Raw genomic sequence first — 24,081 nt, forward strand, 5'->3', positions numbered from 1 at the left:
TAGAAATGCTGTTCATCAGCATTATTTACCGGTAGATAAAATAAATGAAGGTGGGTATGGTGACTGTCAGTTAATAAAAGCAATTGCATTTCCCACTGCCTGCTTAGACCCTAATCAAAGTGCAAAAGATAGGTCTTCATGGCAGAAAGTCCCGCGTATTTAATTAAATATTGATACCCCCCCGGCTATGTCGGGGAACTCGCACAGGTTCTACCTTGATGCTTCCGCCAAGAAGTATTGAGGTGTAACTCATACCAGACGCTGGATCATATTTATATGTGCATCATCAGTATTCCTCGGTGTCCAGCTCAAGGGGAAGTCAGCCATCCTTAAGTACCCGGACCATTGCTTTCGCATAATCTGGCGGCGTCTTTTTCCGCCCTTGCTGCGTCACAGCTCTGGTCACGTTGCGGGCTACGCTCCCGACGTTGTTCCTTGAAGAGCGAAAAAATTCACTCGCCACCATTATGCGAAAGCAATGGTCCGGGTACTTATTTCTAAGAATTTCAAGGGAAGACAAAGGAACTTTACAGGGGAAAGCTTCTGGGCAAAGGGATATTTTATGTCGACGGTCGGACTTGATGAGGGCGTCCCCAAATAAGCCTCTGGTTCTGCCGGAAGTCATTTAACTCTTCTCTGGCCCTGTGAAGTTGACCCAGAACGGCCGATAACCTTTGACAGGCATATATTTTCATAATGGTCGGGGCTGATGATTCATTCCGGTAATGGCAGTGGTGGCCTTCAAGGTGTTCAGGGATTTAACCAAAGCGGCTTTGCCAGCACTATTCATATTGGCCAGAGCCAGTATGGGGGCTTTTCAGTTTTTGTCAGCCACCCTCCGCAACAACAATGGCCGCCTTTACCCACTGGATTTCCCAATGCCCAGCTTCATACCCGTCAGACTGTCGTGATAGCAACAGATCAACCGGGCTACTCCAGTTACAGCTCGCAGAACTTCTGGCAAAGCGATGCCTCCCAAAGTGCACCCGTGAACCCCCATACCCAGTACTTTGGGAGAGCTTCACTCCAGCAGAAGAAGTCGCCTGTATCCCGGGCTGGTGACTGGCAACGGCCACCACCCATGAGAAATTACCAGAAGATAACCTATGTGGCTCTACCATCGCTGGATCTGCAAGAAGCCTCAACGACTCGTTATCCTCAATCTCTAGCTCGACGACTACAGTTTCCGGCATTGGCGAGGAACAGAATCCTGTTCATCAAATGACGCCCAAGGCACTGAAAAATCAACAAAAAGACTTTGAAAAGTTCGTTAATAAGCGCAAGAGTCTGGCGAAGAGTTTCTATAAGGCTCAGAAAATCCACCATAAACAAGTGCAGGATCATTTGCGAATTATTAAGCAGGCTGACGACCTGATAAAGGCTGGTGATACATCCAGAGGCAGTGAGTTGCTATTCAAATCGGTCGAGGGTCTGAGCGGGCTGCGCAGGCAGAATGAGACTATGAAAAGCATTGCTGCTGTCGCTGTAGCCGAAAGAACTGAGGTGAGAGCCAGCTTGTCAGTTGAAACAATGCCGGATTGGTTTCTAAGCTTTGAAAGACGATTGGACGATCAACTCATATTGGGTGAAGCTGTCGATCAGCATTATATGGATGTTTTTAAAGAGAAAATATCATTTGATGGAAGATATGAAGCTCAGATTGTTGATCATGGCCGGAACCTAGCCACAGCACTGAAAAATGCAGGGACTGCGAGGTAAACATGGGTAATATAAAAGCTGGGGAAGAATCAAAGCCTACTTTATTTGAGAGTATCAAAGCAGTTTTGGTGGGAGAAAATCATAAGAAAACTGCTATCAAAGAAGTGCAGGGGCACTCCTATCTCAAAGGTGGAACACCGCTGGAAGGAAAGAAACTTTCCGAGCGTGGGGTAGCGGATCCTGGGCTGGATCAGGCATTTGTGACCATACAGGAGCACGGCATTATCCGTGAAGCTCAGGACAAAGAAACCCTGGATGAGCTGGAAAAACGTTACAACAGTGATAAAGGCCTCGACCCCGCTAATCGGGCGGCATTGCTGAAGGCTGTTAAGGCGCGGCTCATAGAGTTAATGCACTAAACCCTACCCTGGGGCTGCTTTCGCCAGCCCTCATTTTTTTATAACTCTTTACATGCGTCCGGGTACTTATACACTGGAGCGGAATGTGTGCCTGTGTTTCACACTTTCTGAGGTCAGGAGAAAGCAATGAATAAAAAAATAGCTGTGATCCTTTCGGGCTGTGGTGTCTATGACGGCTCTGAAATCTACGAATCTGTACTCACGTTGCTCAGGATTGACCAGAACGGCGCCAGCTACCAGTGCTTTGCACCGGATGATAATCAGCACCATGTGGTGAATCATCTTTCCGGTGAAGAAACTGCCGAATCCCGTAATATGCTGGAAGAAGCCGCCCGTCTGGCCCGTGGTGAGATCAAGCCCCTTACCAAGCTTCAGGCTGATGATTTTGACGGGCTGATTATTCCCGGTGGCTTTGGAGCTGCTAAAAACCTGTGTGACTTTGCCTTCAAAGGCAAAGATGTGGCCGTTCGGGAAGACGTTCAGGCTGCGGTGCAGGATTTCAAAGGGTCAGAGAAGCCTGTAGGGCTGATGTGTATTGCGCCGGTGATGTCTGCAAAGCTGTTTGGTGACGGTGTGCAGTGTACGATTGGTAACGATCCTGATACCGCATCTGCGCTGGAAGCCACGGGGGCTGTTCATAAGAGTGCGTCGGCTCATGAGGTAGTTGTCGACAAGGGCAATAAACTGGTGACGACTCCTGCTTATATGATGGCTGGCAGTATCAGTGAGGCATCAACAGGCATTTTCCGGCTGGTGGACTCTGTACTGGAGATGAGCTGATGTTCGCATCAGAAACTCTCACGATTAACATGAGAGTCCAGTATTTATAACAAAATATGGGTACACCGCATAAAATGCAGATTTCTCCTGTCTGATTAGTATTCCAATACTCAGGCAGGACGCAAGCTATGGCATATGCAGGTTTAAATCTTTTAAAAGGGCGTTATCAATCTAAGCAAGATTCAGACTCCAAAACACAAGGCGCCGAAAAGGCTGTTGCAACAGCAGTGCCTTCTACGACCCCTGCGGTGAAAACTGCTACAGCATCCGCTTTGCCAACAGATGAAGGTCCCGGGCAAAAGTCAGCTACAGCACGAGATGTCAGAACAGCTGACCTGACTGATACATCAACGCTCTCACGTCCAAAAACAGCTGAGTCAGTTACACTCACCCCTCTGCAGAAATTTCAGGAAGCCAGTCATCACCTTCAGAAAAAGAGATACGCTCAGGTAGTTGAAACACTAAAAGCGTATTCGGCTGCCGATATTGAACAGTTTCCACTTTCTCAGCAAAGTGAAGTGGCCTACCTGCGTTTGCAGGCCATGTTGCTGGCGGAAAAGTTACCCGATAAAGATGAAATAATTGCCGAGCTAAAGCGATTTAACGATGTTAGTCAGCAGCTTCTCTGGCAGAAGACAGTGAGTCTGGCAGACTTGCAAAACAAAGGCCGCAGGCTACTCAAACTTCTGAGCAGCGACAAACTGGCCGGGCATCTTGCTAACCTGAAAAAAAATGATGAGTGCGTTTTTCTGGAAACCATTTCGATAGCCCAGCCTTCGGATCTGACGACGAGCTTTAGCACGCTTCCCGACAGTAATCATAACTGGACTCTTCACTGGAAAGGGTTGGCCTGCTTTAGCCAAAAGGATTGGGCTGGGGCTACTGAGCATTTCCGCAAAGCTTATAATCAGGGCTTGAGTCAGTCTTCTCCCTGGCTGGCTCTGTGCATTGTATATTGTGCACTCAACGAATTAAATGACGATATCAAAAAACCCTTAGCTCGTAAGGAGCAGGAAGCCATAAAACGCGACTTGCTGTTGGCTGCAGAGCTGGGGGAGCCAGCAGCTCTTGCTCTGTTGGCAGAAAGCGCAAGAATAGGATACAGAGGCTTTCCAATCAATGAGAAGGAAGCTCACAGTTATTTGGTAACGGGCTTCCGGATGGACAGTGCTGCATGCCTCAGTAGTTACTTCATGTACCATGGTCGTTTTCTTGTGTCCGAAGATGAGCGCAAAAGTAAGAGCCAAAGCGCCTACGCTCTTGAGTTTCTGCTAAGAGCAAAGCAGGCACTGGAACGACGTGCAGCCTGTCCAGCTATTTCGGAGCATCCGGTTCTTCAAAGCCTGAACATTCCCAGTGAAGGTTCAGCCAGTTTCGCTAACAGTCGCTGTGTCATGAGTGGTGATGAAGCTCTGCTGGCTAACCGCTTTCAAAGTTGTGACAAGATCAGTGCCGGAAAACTGCTGGTCAGTATTATGAGAGCCTGCAATATAGGATGCAGTAAGCAGAGCAAAGTTGGCCTGCAATGGCTGACAGATAACGTCAACGACGAGTTGGCGTCGCACTGGGCTGCGTGCTGTATGGGCTTCTTTAAAGATGATGAGCACAGTTACGAACAGGCTATTCGGGTTTTGGACCGAAATTGGGCAGAAGGGCATCCGGAGGCAGCAGAACTAACTGCACGGGCGAGACAACAGGGTAGAGCAGACAACATAACAGCCCTTTATCGTGCCGAGCTGGCCTACACAAAAATGGCAGAGGAGGATGTTCCTAGAACCAAACATCGCCTCAACCATCGGAATGTAAGTTTCAGCCAATATTGGGAGAGTCGGGGACATCTGCGAAAAGCTCTTGACCATATGCCTCGCCATAGTGAGATTCGCTGTTGCTGGAACAGTGAAGAAGAAATTTTCCGTCGTTTCATACTCGAAGACACTCTGGGGCTGGTATCATTCGATACTCTGGAATCTCTGGCAAAGGGTGACTATCCCCCTGCGTGTATCCTGCTGGCAAAGCGTGCGCTGGAACGTGATGAAAAACATGCAGCATTAAAGTATTTATCGAGTCCGACCCTGCAAATCATTCCGGAAGTGCAGTTATTGAGAAACGCCTGTGGCAGGGGCAGTCAACCACCCTTAAGGCTGATAACCCGTGATATTAACAGTTGTTATCGTTATCTCGACCTCAATGACACAAAGGATGATGATGACAAACAAATGCTGATTCGTCACTTTGGGTGTTATGCCAGCGAAGTGGACTGTCGTTTACTGCGCACCGACCCGGCGGCGTCTCGCGTTGGTCAGGTATTGAGTCAGTGGGCTCAATATTGCAATGATGACAATATGGCAACGGCCTGCTTGTATCGCGCCTTCTGGCTAACTGGGGATAGTAAAATTGCAACAGAGCTTGAGAAACGATTAAAGCGTTCAGGTTGCCATAACGAGATATATCACCTGAGGCGGGTAGTCTGTAATGAGTATCACTCTAAATGTAGTGATGATTTCTACGGTACCTACAAGCCTGGAGAACTGGTTTTAACTCGTCCCAAAGAGGAGTGGGTGGAATCCATTGTACAACCTGCACAGGTGCTGGAGTCAGATACCGAGGAGTGCCGACGAGAGAAGCTGCTTGGTGAAATCACCAGCTATGTTCACGATCTGACTATTACTGAAAAAACGTCAGCTGCTGTTCTTCAAAAACATTACAGCAAACTGTCTGAGCTTGCAGCCCGCACTTTAGAAGAGGGCAGAGAGTGGGAGCTGCAGCCTGACCAAAAGGATCTGTTGGGGAAATTCTTTTATACATTAGGCATGACCTGTCACTACTTAAAGCGTTTGGCAGAAGCCGGGGACTTCCTTGAACTCGCGGCAGAACGGTTTGCCTGTAAGGAGAGTTATTACCCTGCTGCCGTTTATTGTTGGGAAAGGGCGCACATTGATAAAGCACTGGACTTTATATACAAGGCTCCTGATTCTGATCTGGTACGAGCCTGGAAGTTAGAGCTTGATATGCGCCAGTACCACCAGAATACCTGGGATGTAGAGCGGTGTAGTAAACCGGAACACTTTGAGGAGTTCCTGAAATATGCCGAACATCTTGCATATCAGGGAAACCCCGTCGGGTTTGCTAACTTGCTTACAGTCTATCTTCTGGAGGTAAATCCAGAGGTGCGTACAGAGGCCGTTGAAGACCCAGTGCGCATTCAAATGATTGCCCGGCACAAGATGCTGCAGCGTCGTGCGATGGCCATGGGGTCCCACGCGGTGCTTCCGCTGCTGTTTCAGTCTTTGTTTGTTGGCAATGAACATTTATTTGCCGTATCGCCCTATCGGCTGTGGACCCTGTTAAAGGATATCCCGATACCACAGTCGAGCAAACCTATGATGCTGCCTGAGGCTCATCGCTCTGATCACATGATCCAGCAGTTGAAAAAACCGCCGATCCCCATGGACAGTCAGTTATTCCATCAAACTATGAGAGTACTGAAGTGTGAAGAGCGAGGTGAGGACACTCTGCTGTATCTTTATGTCCTGCAGCTCAGTGGCTTCTTTAAGCATACCGAATATGCCCATGTACCTTTTAAAACGGCTATTGAATCCTATCGTGTAAGTATGGCTCATGCTTTTCACGCTCTGGTACAAGGGCGTGCAGGTGATTGTTGTAAGGCCATCACCAGAGCGCTGAAAAAAGATCCTGATTTTGACCATGATGCTATGACATTGCTGGTATGTCAGATTCATGTGTTTACCAGACATCAGGTATTGTCAGATAAAGAACTGCGAGAGTGGCTGGATGGTTTGAGTAGGAGGGATTTCACCTGCTCCAATACCTGTCTTGGTGTTCTCGATATGAATGCTGGAAATAAAAAGGCGGCACTTGCTCACTTTCTGACAGCTTCGGAGTGTCCATCCTTTGACCCGGAGGCGGTATACCTTGCAGCAGGGCTGAAACTGCAAAGTGATCCGCGAAGTAAAGCGGGTAAAAAGCTGATGGACAAAGCGGAAGAGGTCAGCTTTGAACCTGCGTTGTGTCAGCATGCTATGAAGCTGATTAAAAAAGGTCAGTTTGATGAGGCAATGGCTGTGGTCGACGAACCCTGGTTGCAGAGCCATCCTGAAACCGCTGCAGTAAAAGCCTGGATTCGCTGGTATCAGGGTCAACATAATCCTGAATGCTGTATGGCCCTGAAAGAGATGTGCACCAGCCAATCTGCACAGGCTTTATACCGATTACTGGCTCTTAATATGCTATACCCGGCCCCCGCTGATGTTTTGGATGTGTCGAGTCTCACATCGTCCTTGCAGAAAAATCTGGATCCGTCCGTGCGCCACTTTATTCAGGTGGATCCCGACCTCGCTCTGGTGAGTGATTATCTGCGCCGGGAAATATTGAAGCAGCAAGTTCAGACATTGTTGTCAGAGAGGCAGGCAACTCCTCCCAGTGTAAGCATTATGGAGAAGCTGATATGCACGTTCCACCCGCTCTGTACACCAGACGCGCTATGGCAAATGCCTGCCGGTAAGCTTCTAAGTCAGTGGTCATCGGCCTATGCAGAACAGCTCAAGCAGGAGCTTATGAGCGCTGAGGGAAGCGAAGCTCAAACAAAGAGACAGGCTCTGGATCTACTGTATCAATATCAACCTCAGGTGCTGAGCTCCGAATACTGTTATGACATCGCTCAACGGTGTGATCTGCAGCTGGCAGCTGATCGTACTACGGCTTTGCACTGGTTAATGAAAGCTGAAGATAAAAGTGGGCCACTATTGGTGCGGGCACTCAATGATGCCTGTACCCAAAGGCCTATTGTTTGGGAGTGGATTCATATGCTCACAGCACAGTTGCAGAAGCAGGGTGTGGAGTATACTGCAGACGCAGTTACGCCGCCCTGTATCAGTGCTGTTAATCAGGGTATTTGTGATATTTCAGGTCAAACACCGATTGTTTTTGTTGATGCTCTTTCCCAGCTGGTGTCGTTTGTTCACCAAACCAATGCGAAAGCCCTGAATAACATTGGGCAGGACAATATTCTGGCTGCTGTTGAACGGTGTCAGTCATTCGAAAGGTGTAAAGCGTTTACTGCACAAATGGCCGATATTCTCAATACGCGAAGGGTTTATGGGGGGCTTGCAGATCACCCCGTCGCCCATGTGGAGAAGACGGCAATGGATATGTATCACTTCTACCGGGCTTCTGGGAACGAAGATCTGGCCTGTGAGTGGCTGTTCCATAATGTTGACAGCCGCTCTGCATCCAATCGTGTGACTCATGAGCTTATAACACTTATAAAGCAACACTCGTTAGATAAAACTCTCATCAAAGAGGTTTACGGAAGGGCTCTTGCACTGACGCCGCCTATCAGGATTGATGCCACTCTTTTGGTGCAGGCTATAAACGATGCAGCTGCCGAGGGGGATACCCCGTGGTTGACGTGGCTGGATAGTATCGCTCAAGAACTTCCTTTAGATATGCTGGATGCTAAAGCCCGCGTAGCGTTGTCCTGTGTACAGATAGAGCAAGGTAAGGATGCCCGGAATGTGTGTGAAACCCTTCTTGCTCCTCATCTTAATGGTGATTTACGCGATAGGATTCTGGCAGAGCTTATTATTTCTACATTGAGTACGCAGGCTTTTCCTCCGGAACGCTTGAAATCTCTTCTTATGAAGGCAGAAGTTGACTGCGAAGGGGTTCCCGATCCCATAAGTTATATCGACGCTATTCCAGAAGAAATTCTGCCTGCGTTTGTGAAATTTACAGCCAAAGAAACGAATAAACAGCAACGCCTGGCAAGACTTCAGCGGTGTGGCGAAAGAAAATCCCAGAGCCTGTCAGAGCTGAAAACATCGCTACTTGTGGAGATTTATCGGGAGTCTAAAGGGCGGGACGCGTGTAGAAAAGCCGCTTTAACGGCTCTCTTTTTGCGGACAGATTTAAAAGAGCTTCTGGAACTGGATAGGGATATTCGTCTGGATGTTGTTCAGACATTGTCGGATAAGGTTAAGCAGATGTCTCCCAGGCACGGCGATCTCTTTCTTTCCTACTGCAGAACGCTGACAGGTCAGAAAGACAGTGCATTGGTTGTGTTAAATACAGTGGAAGTTATAGCCGGTCGAATGAAGGAGCATTATAAGCCTGCACTTCAGGAAATACAGGAAGATTGCTTAAGAACCATAGAGGTAAGTCAGCCAGAAGATATTGCGATACCCAAACTATTGCAGGCTTGTGAAGACTGGCTGAACAGTGAGGATGGACTGCGCAGGGTGAAAGATATTCACCACAATGGGCGAAATATACTGCTAAAACGAGTCAAGTTCTGGTTGCAGCGTCTGTCCACCAAGGCTGTTGCATTTGATATTTACCTGCCGAATTACTCAAGAGCGTTCGCAGAATCCAGGCAGTGCATAGCCTTCCGGCAGAAGCTGGATAAATGGTGCAATACCACCAATATGAGTGAAAAACTGGTACTGACAGAGGAGCTGGAACAGGTTGAAAGAGCTGGCCTGTCTCGCCTCTCCTACGCAGACGTAGAAATGCACGAGCGTGTACGAGAGTGGAAAGGGGTTGAGTTCAAAAGAGTTTGTACAATAGCGTCTCAGCTCGATGAGTCTCCAACTGATGAGCAATTAAGAGACTGCGTTGCACAATTGAAGAAACTGCCAGAGGGGTATCCCGGGCGACAATACCTGGCAGACAATGTTAAACGTGCGGGAGAAGAAAAAGCAGGAGCATCTATCAAAGAGATGAAAAAACTGCTGAAAACCATAAGTCAGACTGTTGTGGACGACCAGAAAACGCGCAGGGAACTGGCAGAGATTGAGAGTGCTGTGAAGGAGTTAACGGGTCTTCTTCCTTCCGGGTTGACGCATGAGCAGTCCGTCATGATGGAATCCCTCTCTAATATGAAAGAGAAAGTACTGCAGGCTTTGGAGTTTCGGGTATACGTTCGAGAGACAACCCGACAGCTGTCTGCTGAAAGGTACAAAACAACGACACAGGAGATAGCGCTTTACCAACTCGACGATATTGAAGAGCAGCTACAATTATTCCGCGCTGCGAACCCAGGCATTGGCATAACAGAAGCCATAATTACAGAGCGGAATTATTTGTACTGCACATTGCAGCTCTATCGTGCACAGGTTTGCTTGAGAAATCACGACATCGGTAAAGCATGGGATTACATGAGGCAGCTTCAAGAGAGCGACGCGTTCAAAGCTCTTTTGCATGACTACAGCCCTTACATTTGTGAACTCATTTTGCAGTTATGTGAAGCAGTTGTCTCTGCCCCTGGCTATGCCGGGCAGAAACAGAGTTACAACCAACAGCGGGAGCAGCTTCTTAAAACAGTTATCACTATTTCACCTGATATAGGGAATCAGGCGCGGATTCAGCTGGCTAGATTCTATGAAGAGATTGGTGAGCAAGGGCGTGCTGATACGGAGTGGAGTCGATTGATGCAAAGCTGTCGTCGACAGAATGAGCCAGACCCAGAGGTGGAGGCCGCTATTCCTGAACGAATAAAGGAGTTGCAGACACGCCTGTATTCACGTCCCCCACAGACGGCTTTAGAGAAAAAGTCAGGATCACCTTCAGAAGGCAGGCCTGCACCACAGAAGAAATACAGCAAAAGCAGTAGAATCCATAGTGGTGAACAGGCGAGTAGCCTGGCAACAGGGGAGAGTGTTTCCCAACGAGTGGAAAAGGCTACAAAGCCGAGTGTGCCTGTAGCACAAGTTCGTGCAACATCTTTGAATAGTCTTGAAACAGCCCTGAAGGAAGGGTGTGATGAGGAGGCTTGTGCAAACTTGTCGAAGTTTGCTGATGAGGCGTCGTCTTTATCTGAGGCTGAATCCAGAGCTCTGGTAAAACTTGTTGAAACCCATCGGGATACAGCAAATGAAAGAGTTGCTGACGCGCTGAAAAGGGTAGAGAAAAAGCTGCTTCCTAATCTGGCTTTATGGGATGCAAAAAATGCTTATAGCAGGTTACAGCAAGCGGAAACTCTGGGGCCGGAAGTTATTAAGTTCGCAGAGAGTGAATGCAACAGGCTCAGCAAAACACGGAACAAAAAGAAAGCACTGAATCCGCTTTTGGACGTAATAAAGAGCATGATTGAATGTGTGCCCGATGTTATCCGCTTGAAGAGCATGGAGCGAACACTCTGTAATGCAGAATATCAGTCTCCTCAACACCTTCTCGAGGCATTTTGGGGAATGCAGGCGTTGATGAAAGGGCTTCAGGGGCACCGTGCCAATTTCGTATCTCTGGAATCCACTTATAACAATGCTCCTTATCTGCTCTGGGGAGTACGGTTTATTATTGCGTTGAGAACTTTGAGTGATTCAGGTGAAAAAACTGATCTGCAATATGTGTGCTCAGGTGTTCCTAGATCTAAACAAGAGTGTCCGATAAAGTTTTACACACTTTTGGTGAATCAGTTGCAGCAAAAGGTGATGTCTGTGACTCAAGATGTTTATAGCAGCAGCCGCATCTTTCAATCGAATAAAGCCAAGCTCTATGTTTTGAATTACCTTATTAAGCAGCTAAGCGAGATAAAAACACCTCCCGGTGAGGCATCTGCTGTGAATCTCCAGCACATTAGAGGCATGCGAGAAAAAATCAGAAACAGTGTTATAGAAGGTACGCTTTCCTCTGAGGTATGTCCTAAATTTGTCCCCCTCGCCAGTCTTCAAAATATTTGGAAACTGGAAAAAGGGGACTTCTACTTTGATAGATCAAGGTTTGAAGAGTTGTGCAAAATTACAAGTTTTGAAGGACTGATGAAACGGTATGCAGAAACGGCCAATCTCAAAGAGATACAGGCTCTGTGTAATAAACTGGATAGATTGAAAGCAGACTATCAGGAAACCCCTGAAGCGCTACCATTCATGCTTTGTCGCTTAGAGCAAACGACAGAGATTTTGATTCAGGGCATGTCCCATCAGATTTCCAAATTAACCGAGGCTGTTCCTGTAAGGGGGCATTGAAGTTGCTCCAAACCCTTGCTTTCACTCTGTGAAAGCAAGGGGGCGGGGACTGAACCTGTGTTATGGGACCGTTTTATTGTGCAGTCATTACACGATTGTGGCCACTTTTATCAGTCTTCAATCGGCTGTTTGGGTAGCAAGACGAACAGTTTTCCTCCCGCATTTTGCGCACCGGCCTTGAAGGCTGCATCCTGACCCGCACCAAAGAAAATATCAGCCCGAACATGGCCTCGAATAGCAGAGCCAACATCCTGTGCCACCATCGCCCGTGAAAATGGCGTTTCATTCAGAGTGAGTGTTGTGCTGAGAAAAAGTGGTGTACCTAAAGGGATAACGCTGTCGTCCACAGCCGCGCTATGATCAGGGATCAGACGTGTGCCCTGCGCACCGATAGGGCCGGGCTTGCCAAGAGTGGAGAAGAAAATAAAGTCCGGATTGGTGTGAAGCACTTCGTCCAGACGCTCGGGGTGTTCCTCCAGCCACTGATAGATGGTTTGCATGGAAACCTTTTTCAGCAGTCCATGTCTTTTCATGTAACGGCCGATAGCAAAGTACTCATAGCCGTTGCGGCCTGCAATGCGCACCTGTACATCTTCGCCAGTATCCAGACGCACTTCACCGGAACCTTGAATCTGCAGGAAGAAACGATCGACTCTGTCGTCTACCCAGAACAGCACGTCATCATCATAGTCTCCCCGAGTTGCACGCTTGTTAATGTTTTCGCGGTTGTCATAAGGCACCATCCAGCCATTACGAACTTTGGCAGATAGCATGCGCTTGGGGCGATCACCATCAATTTTCTCAAGGCCGAAGTCTGCGGGATTAAAGCGCACAAGGTCAGAAGGAACCTTTAATAAAGGCACAGAATAGCGTTCGGATTTTGTACGGCTGCCATGAAGTAGTGGCGTGAAATAACCGGTAAACAAGCCTTTATCCCAAGGGGCTACCTGATAAACAGCGAAGTTGTCTTCAAAGTAACTGGTCAAAGCATCGTCATTCAGCGTGGGCAGTGTTTTACAGATGGTGTGCCACTGAGCATAAGTGCCAAAACGAGGATCATCCGACACATCGCCGCTGCGACGGCTATAGACCTTGCAGCTTTCCAGCAAAGCTGTACGCATGCCGACTGCCTGTTCCTGGTTCCAGCCTTCAAGTTCGGAGAAGGTGGATTGTTGGAAGGTGTCTTCTGTCTCATCTTGAATCTGCTGCCAGCTGCAGCCGCTTAATACGAAACACAAACCGACCACCTTAAGCAGGGGGGAGGTAGATAATGCTTTCCAGTGCATAGTTATCCTGTACAAATAGAAATGGGTGGCAGCCAGGTGCTTAAAGGCCTATTCAAAAGCATATAGGAGTTTTTTTCTATAGGGGGCTGCTGTCGTTCTATTTTAAGGGGGAGCCTGTTAGTGTTGGATACCAAAGAAAAACAAGAGTAAGAGAGAGCTATCATGAGTATTTACGACATTCCTGTGCAAACCATCAAGGGCAAAACTATTTCTCTTGAGCAGTATCGCGGCAAGGTGCTGATTATTGTAAATACGGCCAGCAAATGTGGCTTTACGCCGCAGTACAAAGGGCTGGAAGGCATCTACAAGGAATATAAGGGTCAGGGACTGGAGATTCTGGGCTTCCCCTGTGATCAGTTTGGCCATCAGGAACCAGGATCTGAGGATGAAATCAGCGAGTTCTGTGAAATCAATTTCGGCGTAACCTTTCCACTGTTCAGCAAAGTTGAAGTGAACGGCAGTAATGCTCATCCACTGTTCACTCACCTGAAAGAGGAAGCTCCCGGACTACTGGGCTCAAAAGGCATCAAGTGGAACTTCACCAAGTTTCTGGTGGATGCCGAGGGTAATGTAGTGGGGCGCTTTGCTCCCAAGGATGACCCCAAAAAGCTGATTAAGCCCATGGCGAAGCTGCTAACGGAAACCGCTTAATTTTTTTACCGAATGGCTCTGGATAGACATCCAGAGCCTTCTGAGTGTCGAATTCTTAAACCGGAAGCTCAGAACTGTTTGTCGCGTGCACACCGATCTGCCCGGCAATTTCCTGATCGATAAAGTACAGGCCTTTACCTTCTGCGCCAATCATTTTGATCTTATCCAGAATCGAGGTAAACAGCTTCTCTTCTTCATGCTGCTCCGCCACGTACCACTGCAGGAAGTTGAAGGTGGAGTAGTCTTTGCTGGTGAAGGCCAGATCAACAATGTCGTTGATTCTACTGGTGACCAGACGTTCATGGTCAAGTATCTGAGTAAACACATCCTCAATGCCTTCAAAGTGGCAGGATGGCTCCTGAATCGCACCAATCACAGCCATGGCACCGGTTTCGTTTACGTAGTTGAACAGGCGGTTCATATGTTCCATCTCTTCGTTGGCATGGGCACGCAGAAAGCGGGCGCAGCCGTCCAGCCCCCGGTTCTCACACCAGGAACTCATCTGCAGGTAGATGTTGGATGAGTAAAACTCCAGGTTAATCTGGGCATTCAGGCTGGCGATCATTTTTTCACTTAACATTCTTATTCGCTCCTTTTGTATTGTGCCCGTAGTGTGGAGATGACCTGAATGTGATGCACTGACCTATGTCGTATTTTGCGAAAATCGAACTAGACTCCCTCATCACGAATACTCGTGTGAGCACGTAAGGTATTTATGACGCTGTCGTATGTTGGAGTGCAGGGTTACATGTGCTTGCTATTGCGTGATCGTAAGCAGGGAGCCAGGGAGTTGCTCTGCTGCTTTAAACCGAAGGTAAAGTAAAATGTTCGGTAAGAAGTTTCTGGTTTCTCTGGCTGTTGCAGGCGGTGCTGCTGCGATGTCTGTGCCTGCGTCTGCGGGGGTGAGTGAAGGGGATTTAGCTTGGAAGTTTGGATTAGCGTATATCGTGCCAGATGAGAACACCATTAAATGGTATGAAGAGGCAAATCACGAGCTACATAGAGATAAGTTAAAAAAGGATAAAAACCCTATCACTTTGAGCTTTGATTTGGTGTACATGGCAACAGATGAGATTGGCATAAACTGTGGCACTTCCTATCCCGCCAAGGTTAAGCAGAAGGTTTCTGGCACAGACAAAGGAAAATATGAATATGACATTATGCCGTTGCATGTAACAGCGCAATACTACTTCATGATGCCACAAGATGAATTCCGCCCTTATGTAGGAGCTGGTGTTCACTACACCTATATGAAGAGTTTTAAGATCGATCATAAGGACTATGACAAGATTGATTTTGATAAGGACTATGGATACGTCTTGCAAGTCGGTGGCATTTTTAACCTTGATGATGACTTGTTTGTAGATGCATCTGCACGCTATTTCTATTTAAAGCCTGAAGGAAAGGCTGATGTAAAACCGGAGCATGAGCATACACGGAAAGTGAAAGTAAAGGATTACAAAATCAACCCCTGGATGTTCAACGTCAGCTTCGGCATGAAGTTCTAAGCTCCTGCAAACCTGCGGGCAGTACACCTGACACGCCCGCAGGTACTCTCACAGATCACCGGCCAGTTCCTGCGTGATTAACTCAACCACCTTATTCAAACGCTTGGGCAAGATGTCCCACTTCTGTTGTGCGAGATAGATGGTTTCGGAAACGGGAATATCCAGCTTATGGCTGCAAATAGCTTGCTGATGGGGAAACGCTGCAACGGCATGGGCTGGGAGAACGGTAAACCCGAGGCTACGGCTCACTGGTTCCAGAATCATACCAATCTGGTTTGAGAACCCCCGGTGGGGGAGCTGGTCAAAGCGGGCGAACTCTCGATAGTTGGCGCCCAGCAGCAGTGTTGCATGATGAGCACCGTCGGGATGGTTGATATAACCCAGTTCCAACAGCGTGGGCCAGTCTACGGCTTTGACATCGGATGATGTGACAAGGCAGAGGTGTTCAGCCGCTAAAGGGCGACAAATAAGGCTGGGGCTTTTCACCGCTCGGGTAATCAGGCCGATATCCAACTTCTGTTCTTCAAGGTTTTTCTCAATGCTGTGGTTGGGAGCAACTTCAAAGTCAATTTGCAAGGCGGGGTGCTGTTGCTGCCAGTTGAGCAGTTGTGGATAGAGCTTCAGGCCAAGGCTGCCGGGGCTGGCAATACGACAACGGCCTACAAAAGGGTTGTCGACATTGAGTGATTCTTCCATTTCCCGCAGTTGTGAAAGAGATAAAAGACCTTGTTTGTATACCTTTTCACCGGCCTCCGTCAGGCGAAAGCTTTTGCCCTCTCTGTGAATCAAGGCGTGCCTAAGGCTTTGCTCCAGTTTCTGGATGTGCTGGGTTACGCCGGGCTGGGTCATCGTCAGCTTTTCTGCGGTTCTGGTGAAGTGGCCGGTTTCAATAAGTGTGCAGAAGGTTTGCAGCCATGTGAGGTTAATCATAAGTCGCCATGATAAGAAAATATTATCAAAAATATCACTAATGATAATTTCATGTTTTAACAGCTGATCGCTAACCTGTGAGGCATTGACTGGTCTGAGAGCCAAACGAATTGTCAGGAGTTTTTATGTCTACCGAGAAGCGCTACCCCCGCACCATGAGCCATATCGGCCTTTCCGTTCCCGATCTGGAAGCTGCGGTGAAGTTTTACACCGAAGTGATGGGTTGGTACCTGATTATGGAACCTACCGAAATTGTGGAAGACGACAGTCCCATCGGCGAAATGTGCAACGACGTTTTCGGACCGGGCTGGGGCAGCTTTAAGATTGCTCACCTGTCTACTGGTGACAGGGTTGGCGTGGAGATCTTCCAGTTCGCTAATGCTGAAAACCCAGAAAACAATTTCGAGTACTGGAAGACAGGTGTATTCCATTACTGCGTACAGGACCCGAATCTGGAAGAACTGGCTGAGAAGATTGTTGAAGCGGGCGGTAAAGCACGTATGAAGGCTCCTCGTTTCTACTACCCGGGTGAGAAGCCTTACCGCATGATCTACATGGAAGATCCATTCGGCAACATCGTAGAGATTTACAGCCACAGCTATGAGCTGACTTACTCTGCGGGTGCTTATTAACCCCCCCAGCAGACCCTAACGTCCCCGCATAAAGAGCTTATCCAGTTCCGACATGGAGAGTTGTGTCCATGTCGGACGACCATGGTTGCATTGCCCACTGCGCTCCGTTTGCTCCATATCCCGCAGCAAAGCGTTCATTTCTGGAAGTGTGAGTTTGCGATTGGCGCGCACAGAGCCATGACAGGCCATTGTACCCAGCATCTCATCAATGTGAGCCTTTACCTGATCGCTGGAGCCATGCTTAGAAAAGTCTTCCAGCAGCTTGCGCACCATATCGGCTACATCGGCTCCCCGCAGCAAGGCGGGAATCTGTCGTACGACGACGGTCTCTGGCCCCATCCGCTCCAAACCAAAGCCCAGCTTTTGAATGTCTTCCTGAAATTCATCCACCGCATCGCCCTGCTCCAGGCTCACGGCTGTGGATTCCGGTACCAGAAGCGGCTGTGTAGTAATACCGGCTCCGTGCCATGCGGCTTTCATACGCTCGTAAGTGATCCGCTCATGGGCAGCATGCATATCGACCAGCACCATACCTGTGCTGTTTTCCGACAGAATATAAATGCCTTTTAGCTGGGCAACGGCAAAGCCCAGTGGCGGCACTTCGGCATCGTCACTTTCTGGCAAAGGTTGTGGTGCAGATGATGGCGCAGGTTCGTGGAGCTGCTTATACACATTCATCTGGTCCCGTACGGCCATGGGGGAAGGTTGGGCCGATGGCTCTCTATCAAATGCAGGCTTGTTAAAGGCAGGAGCGGCAGAGGCTGCCGTTGAATAGTTGACTGGCTCTGATGCCGCTGGAGTGGGGGTTGGGTTAAGGTTGATACGCTCCTGAGAACCGAACTCTCCCCCCTGCACACCACTGGCTGCAGGCGCAGGTGTTGCATCCATGGCTGTGGGAGGGAGCTGGTCTTCAGGGCGTACAGAGGCCAGTGCCTTGTTGAGGGTGCTGAACAGGAAATTATGCACCGTGCGGCCATCACGGAAACGAATTTCATGCTTGGTAGGATGTACGTTCACATCCACAAAAGCAGGATCAAGCTCCAGATAGAGAACAAACACCGGGTGTCGTCCATGGTAAAGCACGTCCCGATAGGCCTGACGAATGGCATGGGCTATCAAACGGTCTTTCACAATACGACCGTTGACGTAAAAGTGCTGCAAATCCGCCTGCGCCCGTGAAAAGGTGGGCAGGCCTACCCAGCCCCACAGGCGGAGCTCGGTGGATTCCATATCAATCACTACCGCATTGTCCATCAGCTGAGGGCTGAGAAGCTGGGCGATGCGACGTTCCTTCTCCGCCCTGGTGTGAGCAGGGCGCAACTGGTGAATAGTACGCTGGTTGTGGCGTAGGCTGAAAGCAATGTCGTAATGGCTGAGAGCCAGTCGCTTAACCACTTCTTCCAGATGGCCAAACTCAGTTTTTTCTGTGCGCAGAAATTTGCGCCGAGCAGGGGTGTTGAAAAACAGGTCCCGCATTTCCACTGTTGTACCCACAGGGTGTGCCGCAGGGGAGGAAACGGTTTCCATATCCCGGCCTTCCGCAAACACTTTCCAGCCGGATTCCTGACCTTCCACATTAGAAGTGAGAGTGAAACGGGACACAGAGCTGATGGAAGCCAGTGCTTCACCCCTAAAGCCCAGGCTGCCTACAGCTTCCAGATCTTCCAGTGCACTGATTTTGCTGGTGGCATGGCGGGAGAGGGAGAGTGCCAGCTCTTCTTTGGGGATGCCGGAGCCGTTATCCCGAATACGAATCAGACGAACACCGCCGCTTTCCACCTCAATATCTATGCGGGTTGCACCCGCATCAATGCTGTTTTCCAGCAGCTCTTTCACCACGGAGGCCGGGCGTTCCACCACCTCACCGGCGGCAATCTGGTTAGCAAGGCGGGGGCTGAGTAGCTGGATTTTGCGCATAAGGTGTAACTGTTACCTGAAACAAAAATAGGAAAGCGGACAGTGTGTCGGCTTTTAGGGCTTCTGTGAAGTGGAATCAGGCGGATTCTGTTTCTACCGCCACGGTATTCTCACCGGCACTGAAGGCAATCAAACGACTGAGTTCGCACAAACTGCGGCCGCTTTGTTGCTGCAGATCGTTGAAAAAGGCCTGAATCGCTTTCAGGCTGCGCTGGCTGGTGAGACCACCTTCGATAATCTCCCGCTCCCGCAGAAAGGCTTCCACATCCCGGCTGAGGAGGAAGGTGTCCTTGCCGAGAAAACGCAGAGCATAAGGGCCGATGTTGCCACCCAGGCGCGTGCCGTGCTTTTTCAGGAACTGCCACAGCCCGATGATGTTCTCTTCTGGCCAGTCGGCAATAAACTCCGCAAAGCTGCCTTCTTTGTCCCGCACATCGGCGATCATCATAGCGTTTTCCCGAATGCTCCAGACCTTTTTCAAGTTGCGAATAATAGCTGGATCAGCCGCTTTTCGTTCGAGCATGTCGTCGGGCATCATCAGCAGTTTATCCACGTCAAATCCCCAGAAGAGTTCTTCAAAAGCGGACCATTTGTTATCCACAATGCGCCAGACGAACCCGGATTGAAAAATCTTGCGGGTAAATTCCGCCAGAAAGCGGTCCTCCGGCAGTTCGGCAAGATCCGGGTTGGGAAGATGGGATTTGATCAGCAGCTCAATATTCTCATCCCCGCCCTTACGGCGGGACGCTAGCTGATAAATCGTGCGATAGGCTGGGGTGGCGGACATGATGGTTCCTGAATCGGTCCTGGATAAGCTACTGGAGCTCAAGAGTAACAGGCTCTCCCGCCTGCTCGGAAGCGTACTGGTTCAGCAGTTTTACGAATTCTTCACCGTTGGAATCGCAAATCCACTGTTCTCTTTCATCATTAAAGTCAAAGTGAAAACCACCGGAGCGGGCAGCCATCCATAACTGACGCAGGGCTCCCTGCCGACTCAGGATAATCTGGGTACCATTGTCAAAGCGCAGGGTGAGGATGCCTGCTGCATTTTCATAGTCGATATCGGTATCAATGTCTTCAATAGCATCTTCGATGGCCATCATCAGGTCATCAAGTTGGTCGTTGAATTCGAATTCAGTCATGGCGACAAAACAGGCTCGTTTTAGGAAGCGGTAATGATACATTCCGCCGGGAACATCCCCAAAAAAATCTTGCAGTCACGCCAGAATGCACGCCCGAATAACCATTATGTGAAGTTGTTCAGCCTACCCCCGCTAACAACAAAGACAGGGCAAATAACACTCCCCTCTGGCCCCATTGAACTTACCTTCATAAGTCATCTCTTAAGTAATAATGCAGCTCCTTCTCCTTTGGAGGGCCCTCCAATAATCAATTAAGGACAGTTATCATGGCAATGGCACCAGTACAGGGAGTATCTCCCTATCAGAAACCTCACAGTCAATCCCCTGCAGTTCATCCGAAGGTTGAAACCAGAACAGTACCTCATCCGTTTTTTGTAAAAGATCAAAGTGGTCATATAAAGCAAATTTCACCCGGTGACGCTGTAATGATGGCCCAGAGAGCTCTCACTCTGTGGGGTGCATCGGACACAAGCCCTCAGCAGAATTCGTTAAAAACAAAAACAATGAGCACTCTCGGTAAAAGCGGACTCGACGTTGAAAAGAAGATGGCGGCATCCATCTTTGAAGCCCAGGATAAGGAACATATGCTCTCGCCTCAGACCATTCTTGAGGGGCATGAACTTTATATTGCAAGAGGAAAAATAGGAAATTTCCCTTTTCTTGTTGAGAGCGGGAAATACACTGAAGATTTAAGACAAATGTCCTGTCGCGGACTCCTCAGTGAGAAGACATTCCCCTCCTGTGGGGTAGTCGCTGCTTTTAATCGTAAAGTAAAATGCAGTGGCGATCATTATGTGTGCTTAAACTGCGAAGAATCTGTCAAGAAAGGCAAGCCGAGTGTGCAATGTCTGCACGAAGAGCACGGAGAGCTTCATTCTGGTCCCGTTAGCCTGACATCTTCAGACAAAAGCCATGGCTATGCCAAAAAGGCCTCTGAAATACGTGTCCGTTGCATTAACAGAGTACATGGGTGCCAATTCGAAGGGGCACTCAACACTTATATTGGTGGTGGGCAAACCCAAAGTGAAAGGGCGAAAGCACCCACCGCACTTTTGCCACACCTTGATCAATGCACATTTGTCAGTCTTGCTTGCGCTATCTGCAAGCAGAGGGGTAAGAGAACGGAAATGACCTCTGCCGACGAGGCTCTGAAGCATGTTGCAGAGCATCAGACATCTTTAATATCAACCGGATTAGATGCGGGTGATGCTATTCCAGTCATGCTGGCTCCGCTGCACGGAGCAACATTCTCCACTGAAAAAGGTGCTAAAAACTTTTTAAAAGATGAAGTAAGACATCGATTAGAGTTCTATGGCCAATATGCCCCGGGCTTTATAAAGCAATATCAGGATAAGGCCATCCTCGCCTGTCATCACAGCCATCTGTCTGCAAACGCTCTGAAAACAGATGCGGATAGGGCTTGCCTGCACTTACTTGAACTGAGTTACAGATTCATCACTGAGCTTGAACAAATACGTGGCCAGCACATTGAGAAAAGCCACTCAGATGCCAAGAGCGAACAGCTTGTGAGTGCACTTCAGGAAATGAAAGCATCTATGGAAGCAACTCAAAGCGAATACAGGCGCCTTCTGGAGAATCAGCTAAGTATGGCTAACCAGCTGCACAGACATGAGCTGACAATAGCCTCACTCAAAAATAATGCCAGGCACATAACACTTGTTACCTCTGTGTCAGCACTGAAGAAGCACGTCTCTCACTTTGATAAAGATGGTGAGTTCGAACTGTTTCTAAACCCATTTCGGGCAAATCAGGGCATAAAGGCCTGGTCAGCCCAAAGTAAAGATATTTCAGGAAATGCTTTAACCATCTGTCAGAATTCAATTCCCAGTGGAGGAGATAAATACGATCGTCTGCAAGCTTATATCATTAAGGATGGTAAGCTTTATGCCTTCAAGGATTTCAGCTCGATATTTATCGGGAGTCCTTCCCTTATATTGTGTGATCGTGATCATCTTCCCAAATATACTGGCCCGGATGAAGACCAGCTGGAAATTCATCTGATCGCTTCACCGGCTGATGCTTCCCCTGTAACAATCCCCGGCGAAATTGTCGTCAAGTCCGGATATATAGAACACTGGCAGGGTGATGAAAAGCGCTGGAGGTAAGCGCTGTGCTAATGGCTTATTAGCAGGCGAATTGCACGTATTTTTAGCAATTAAGGATTGAGAATACTTATTTCCTGTGGATACTAGGGCACAGGTTTCGAATGGTAGAGGCGCAGAACTCATCAGTAACTGACTTATAAACGACATCAACGGGAGTCAGTGAAAGGGTGTTTTGCCGAAGCTCACAGCAGGTCAAAACTGTAGAGCTGGGGTGTCGTTAAACAGGCGGCACACTGTCACGGTGTTTCTGAAGCGCATCTTGTCTTCAGTTATACATCCGCCATCAGGGCTTGTCTGGCTTTGTGATATATCAGCCAGACTACCGTGGAGTGCTACCGAATCTTGAATGAAGCCATGCTGTTGTCAGTCAGCCACTGTTATTGTGGCTGCCTTTCATGTTGTATGAGTTCCCTTCTTGTTTCGCGCTCCTGATCATCTTATTTTTCAGAGATCAGTAGTATGGATTTATTGAGTTACGCAACATCCCCCCTTTCTGTTCTGGCGCCGGCCGTGGCCATTGGCCTGGCCGTGCTGACACGTAAAACCCTTCTCTCTCTGGGAGCCGGTGCCGTTGTGGGTGCCCTGCTGCTCACTGGTTTTAACCCGCTTAACGCTCTTCAATATCTTGCTCACGCATTTGCCGGTGTGTTCTGGGAAGACGGCGGCCTGAATACTGGCAAAGTCTTTATTCTGTTATTCCCTCTCAGCTTGGGTGTGATGACCAGTTGCATTACTCTGGCCGGTGGTACGCAAGCTTTTGGTGAGTGGGCCCGTACCCGGATTCGCACCGGCAAAGGTGCACAGATCACCACTGTGATTCTGGGCCTGATCATCTTTATTGATGATTACTTCAATGCTCTGACCGTAGGTAACGTAAGCCGCCCTTTGACGGATCGTAATAACGTACCTCGTGCGAAACTGGCCTACCTGCTGGATTCCACGGCGTCACCGGTTTGTGTGATTACTCCGATTTCCAGCTGGGGTGCTTACATTATTTCTCTGATCGGCGGCATTCTGGTGGCCCACGGCCTGACCGATACCAGTGCCATCTCCGCTTTCGTATCCATGATTCCCATGAACCTGTACGCTGTGTTCACTCTGCTGATGGTATTTGCAGTGGCCTCTATGGACTTAAACATCGGCCCTATGAAGGCTCATGCCGAACGTGCAATGCGCGGTGAGCTGGGCAACGTGAACCCACTGGAAACCGAAACAGCCAAGGGCGAAAACCGTGGTACGGTTGCCGATCTGGCTCTGCCTATTTCCCTGCTGGTTATCGCCACTGTGGCGGCGATGATGTACACCGGTGGCCACGTTCTGCAGGCGAACGGTGAAGTGTTCAGTGTACTGGGAGCTTTCAAGAATACGGACGTCGCCACTTCTCTGGTATTCGGTGGTGTGATTGGCATTTTGACCTGCGTAGCTATGCTGATGCGTCAGGGCATTGCTGGCCGCCAGATCAAGACAGCTTTTGTTGATGGCGCACGCTCCATGAGCGGTTCCATTTACATTCTGGTTCTGGCCTGGATTCTGACCGGTGTGATTGGTGAACTGGAAACGGGCCGTTTTCTGGCAGGCCTGATCGGTGATTCTCTGGGTTCCCAGTGGCTGCCTGCACTGATGTTCCTGCTGACCTGTGTGATGGGTCTGGCAACCGGTTCCAGCTGGGGAACATTTGGCATCATGCTACCTATCGCTGGTGATATGGCGGCTGCGAGCGATATGGCTCTGCTGCTGCCAACGCTGGCTGCGGTGCTGGCAGGTTCTGTATTCGGTGACCACAGTTCCCCGATTTCTGATACCACCATTCTGTCGTCCACTGGCGCGGGCTGTGACCATATCGATCACGTCACCACTCAGGTTCCTTATGCGGCCACTGTGGCACTGATCTGCCTGGCGGGTTACACCACTATTGGCTTTACCGAGTCTGTAGCGCTGGGCTTTGGCGTTTCCTCTGTAGCCTTCCTCGCTGTTGTCGCTTTGTTCTACAAGATCTCTTCGACTAAGAGCTCCAAGGTTTATACGCCTGTTAATGCCTGATCTCTTAGTG

At 49.0% G+C, this 24,081-nt stretch carries 16 protein-coding genes, 1 pseudogene and 1 riboswitch; of the genes and pseudogenes, 11 read left to right on the top strand and 6 right to left on the bottom strand.

The annotated features are described in order from the left end of the window. Positions 1–502: 502 nt before the first annotated feature. The 6 genes and pseudogenes from E1189_RS25555 to E1189_RS15675 form a co-directional block, all read left to right on the top strand. A pseudogene (locus E1189_RS25555) lies at positions 503–592 on the top strand (IS200/IS605 family transposase); the annotation flags it as partial. A gap of 117 nt (positions 593–709) precedes the next feature. Next, positions 710–1,225, top strand: coding sequence for a hypothetical protein (locus E1189_RS15655; RefSeq protein WP_155161272.1), 516 nt, complete (start codon positions 710–712; stop codon positions 1,223–1,225). After that, on the top strand, positions 1,222–1,719 hold the full coding sequence (locus tag E1189_RS23985; protein WP_196221472.1) for a hypothetical protein: 498 nt from the start codon (positions 1,222–1,224) through the stop codon (positions 1,717–1,719). Before E1189_RS15655 ends, E1189_RS23985 begins: the two co-directional genes overlap by 4 nt. A gap of 2 nt (positions 1,720–1,721) precedes the next feature. After that, positions 1,722–2,078, top strand: a complete 357-nt coding sequence (locus tag E1189_RS15665) for a hypothetical protein (protein WP_155161274.1) — start codon at positions 1,722–1,724, stop codon at positions 2,076–2,078. A gap of 126 nt (positions 2,079–2,204) precedes the next feature. Next, a complete protein-coding gene (gene elbB / locus E1189_RS15670; protein ID WP_155161275.1) occupies positions 2,205–2,858 on the top strand; it encodes an isoprenoid biosynthesis glyoxalase ElbB in 654 nt (217 codons plus the stop codon). Between the two features lie 128 nt (positions 2,859–2,986). Beyond that, the gene (locus tag E1189_RS15675; RefSeq protein WP_155161276.1) at positions 2,987–11,839 is read left to right on the top strand and encodes a hypothetical protein; all 8,853 of its coding nucleotides are present in this window, start codon (positions 2,987–2,989) and stop codon (positions 11,837–11,839) included. A 110-nt stretch (positions 11,840–11,949) separates the two neighbouring features. On the opposite strand, the gene mltA is transcribed toward E1189_RS15675, so the two are convergent. Continuing rightward, entirely contained in the window at positions 11,950–13,125 is a 1,176-nt protein-coding gene (gene mltA / locus E1189_RS15680) for a murein transglycosylase A (RefSeq protein ID WP_155161277.1), read from the bottom strand. 162 nt (positions 13,126–13,287) lie between these two features. Between mltA and E1189_RS15685 the strand changes: the two genes are divergently transcribed. Then, a complete protein-coding gene (locus E1189_RS15685; RefSeq protein WP_155161278.1) occupies positions 13,288–13,776 on the top strand; it encodes a glutathione peroxidase in 489 nt (162 codons plus the stop codon). A 55-nt stretch (positions 13,777–13,831) separates the two neighbouring features. Here the strand turns inward: E1189_RS15685 and ftnA are convergent, their stop codons facing one another. Then, positions 13,832–14,356 carry a non-heme ferritin gene (ftnA, locus tag E1189_RS15690; RefSeq protein WP_155161279.1) on the bottom strand — a complete coding sequence of 175 codons (525 nt, stop codon included), beginning with the start codon at positions 14,354–14,356 and terminating at the stop codon, positions 13,832–13,834. A gap of 244 nt (positions 14,357–14,600) precedes the next feature. Here ftnA and E1189_RS15695 point away from each other — a divergent pair, with 244 nt between their 5' ends. After that, positions 14,601–15,284 (top strand): OmpW/AlkL family protein, encoded by a 684-nt coding sequence (locus E1189_RS15695; protein ID WP_155161280.1) that lies wholly within the window; start codon positions 14,601–14,603, stop codon positions 15,282–15,284. Positions 15,285–15,332: 48 nt separating this feature from the next. Here E1189_RS15695 and E1189_RS15700 read toward each other — a convergent pair whose 3' ends face one another. After that, the gene (locus tag E1189_RS15700) at positions 15,333–16,214 is read right to left on the bottom strand and encodes a LysR family transcriptional regulator (RefSeq protein ID WP_155161281.1); all 882 of its coding nucleotides are present in this window, start codon (positions 16,212–16,214) and stop codon (positions 15,333–15,335) included. Between the two features lie 125 nt (positions 16,215–16,339). On the opposite strand from E1189_RS15700, the gene E1189_RS15705 reads away from it, so the two are divergent. Then, the gene (locus E1189_RS15705; protein ID WP_155161282.1) at positions 16,340–16,846 is read left to right on the top strand and encodes a lactoylglutathione lyase family protein; all 507 of its coding nucleotides are present in this window, start codon (positions 16,340–16,342) and stop codon (positions 16,844–16,846) included. Between the two features lie 15 nt (positions 16,847–16,861). Here the strand turns inward: E1189_RS15705 and mutL are convergent, their stop codons facing one another. From mutL to cyaY, 3 genes are all read right to left on the bottom strand, one after another. Further along, the gene (gene mutL, locus E1189_RS15710) at positions 16,862–18,763 is read right to left on the bottom strand and encodes a DNA mismatch repair endonuclease MutL (protein WP_155161283.1); all 1,902 of its coding nucleotides are present in this window, start codon (positions 18,761–18,763) and stop codon (positions 16,862–16,864) included. A 76-nt stretch (positions 18,764–18,839) separates the two neighbouring features. Next, positions 18,840–19,550, bottom strand: a complete 711-nt coding sequence (locus E1189_RS15715; protein WP_155161284.1) for a DNA-3-methyladenine glycosylase I — start codon at positions 19,548–19,550, stop codon at positions 18,840–18,842. A 28-nt stretch (positions 19,551–19,578) separates the two neighbouring features. After that, positions 19,579–19,905, bottom strand: coding sequence for an iron donor protein CyaY (cyaY, locus tag E1189_RS15720; protein WP_155161294.1), 327 nt, complete (start codon positions 19,903–19,905; stop codon positions 19,579–19,581). Between the two features lie 503 nt (positions 19,906–20,408). Here cyaY and E1189_RS15725 point away from each other — a divergent pair. Beyond that, complete coding sequence (locus E1189_RS15725; RefSeq protein WP_230460437.1) at positions 20,409–22,031, top strand: hypothetical protein; 1,623 nt, start codon at positions 20,409–20,411, stop codon at positions 22,029–22,031. A gap of 97 nt (positions 22,032–22,128) precedes the next feature. Continuing rightward, positions 22,129–22,374: riboswitch (Lysine riboswitch) on the top strand. A 116-nt stretch (positions 22,375–22,490) separates the two neighbouring features. Further along, positions 22,491–24,071 (top strand): Na+/H+ antiporter NhaC family protein, encoded by a 1,581-nt coding sequence (locus E1189_RS15730; protein ID WP_155161298.1) that lies wholly within the window; start codon positions 22,491–22,493, stop codon positions 24,069–24,071. Positions 24,072–24,081 lie beyond the last annotated feature (10 nt).

The organism is Parendozoicomonas verongulae (genome assembly GCF_009711465.1).
Lineage (GTDB): Bacteria > Pseudomonadota > Gammaproteobacteria > Pseudomonadales > Endozoicomonadaceae > Sansalvadorimonas > Sansalvadorimonas verongulae.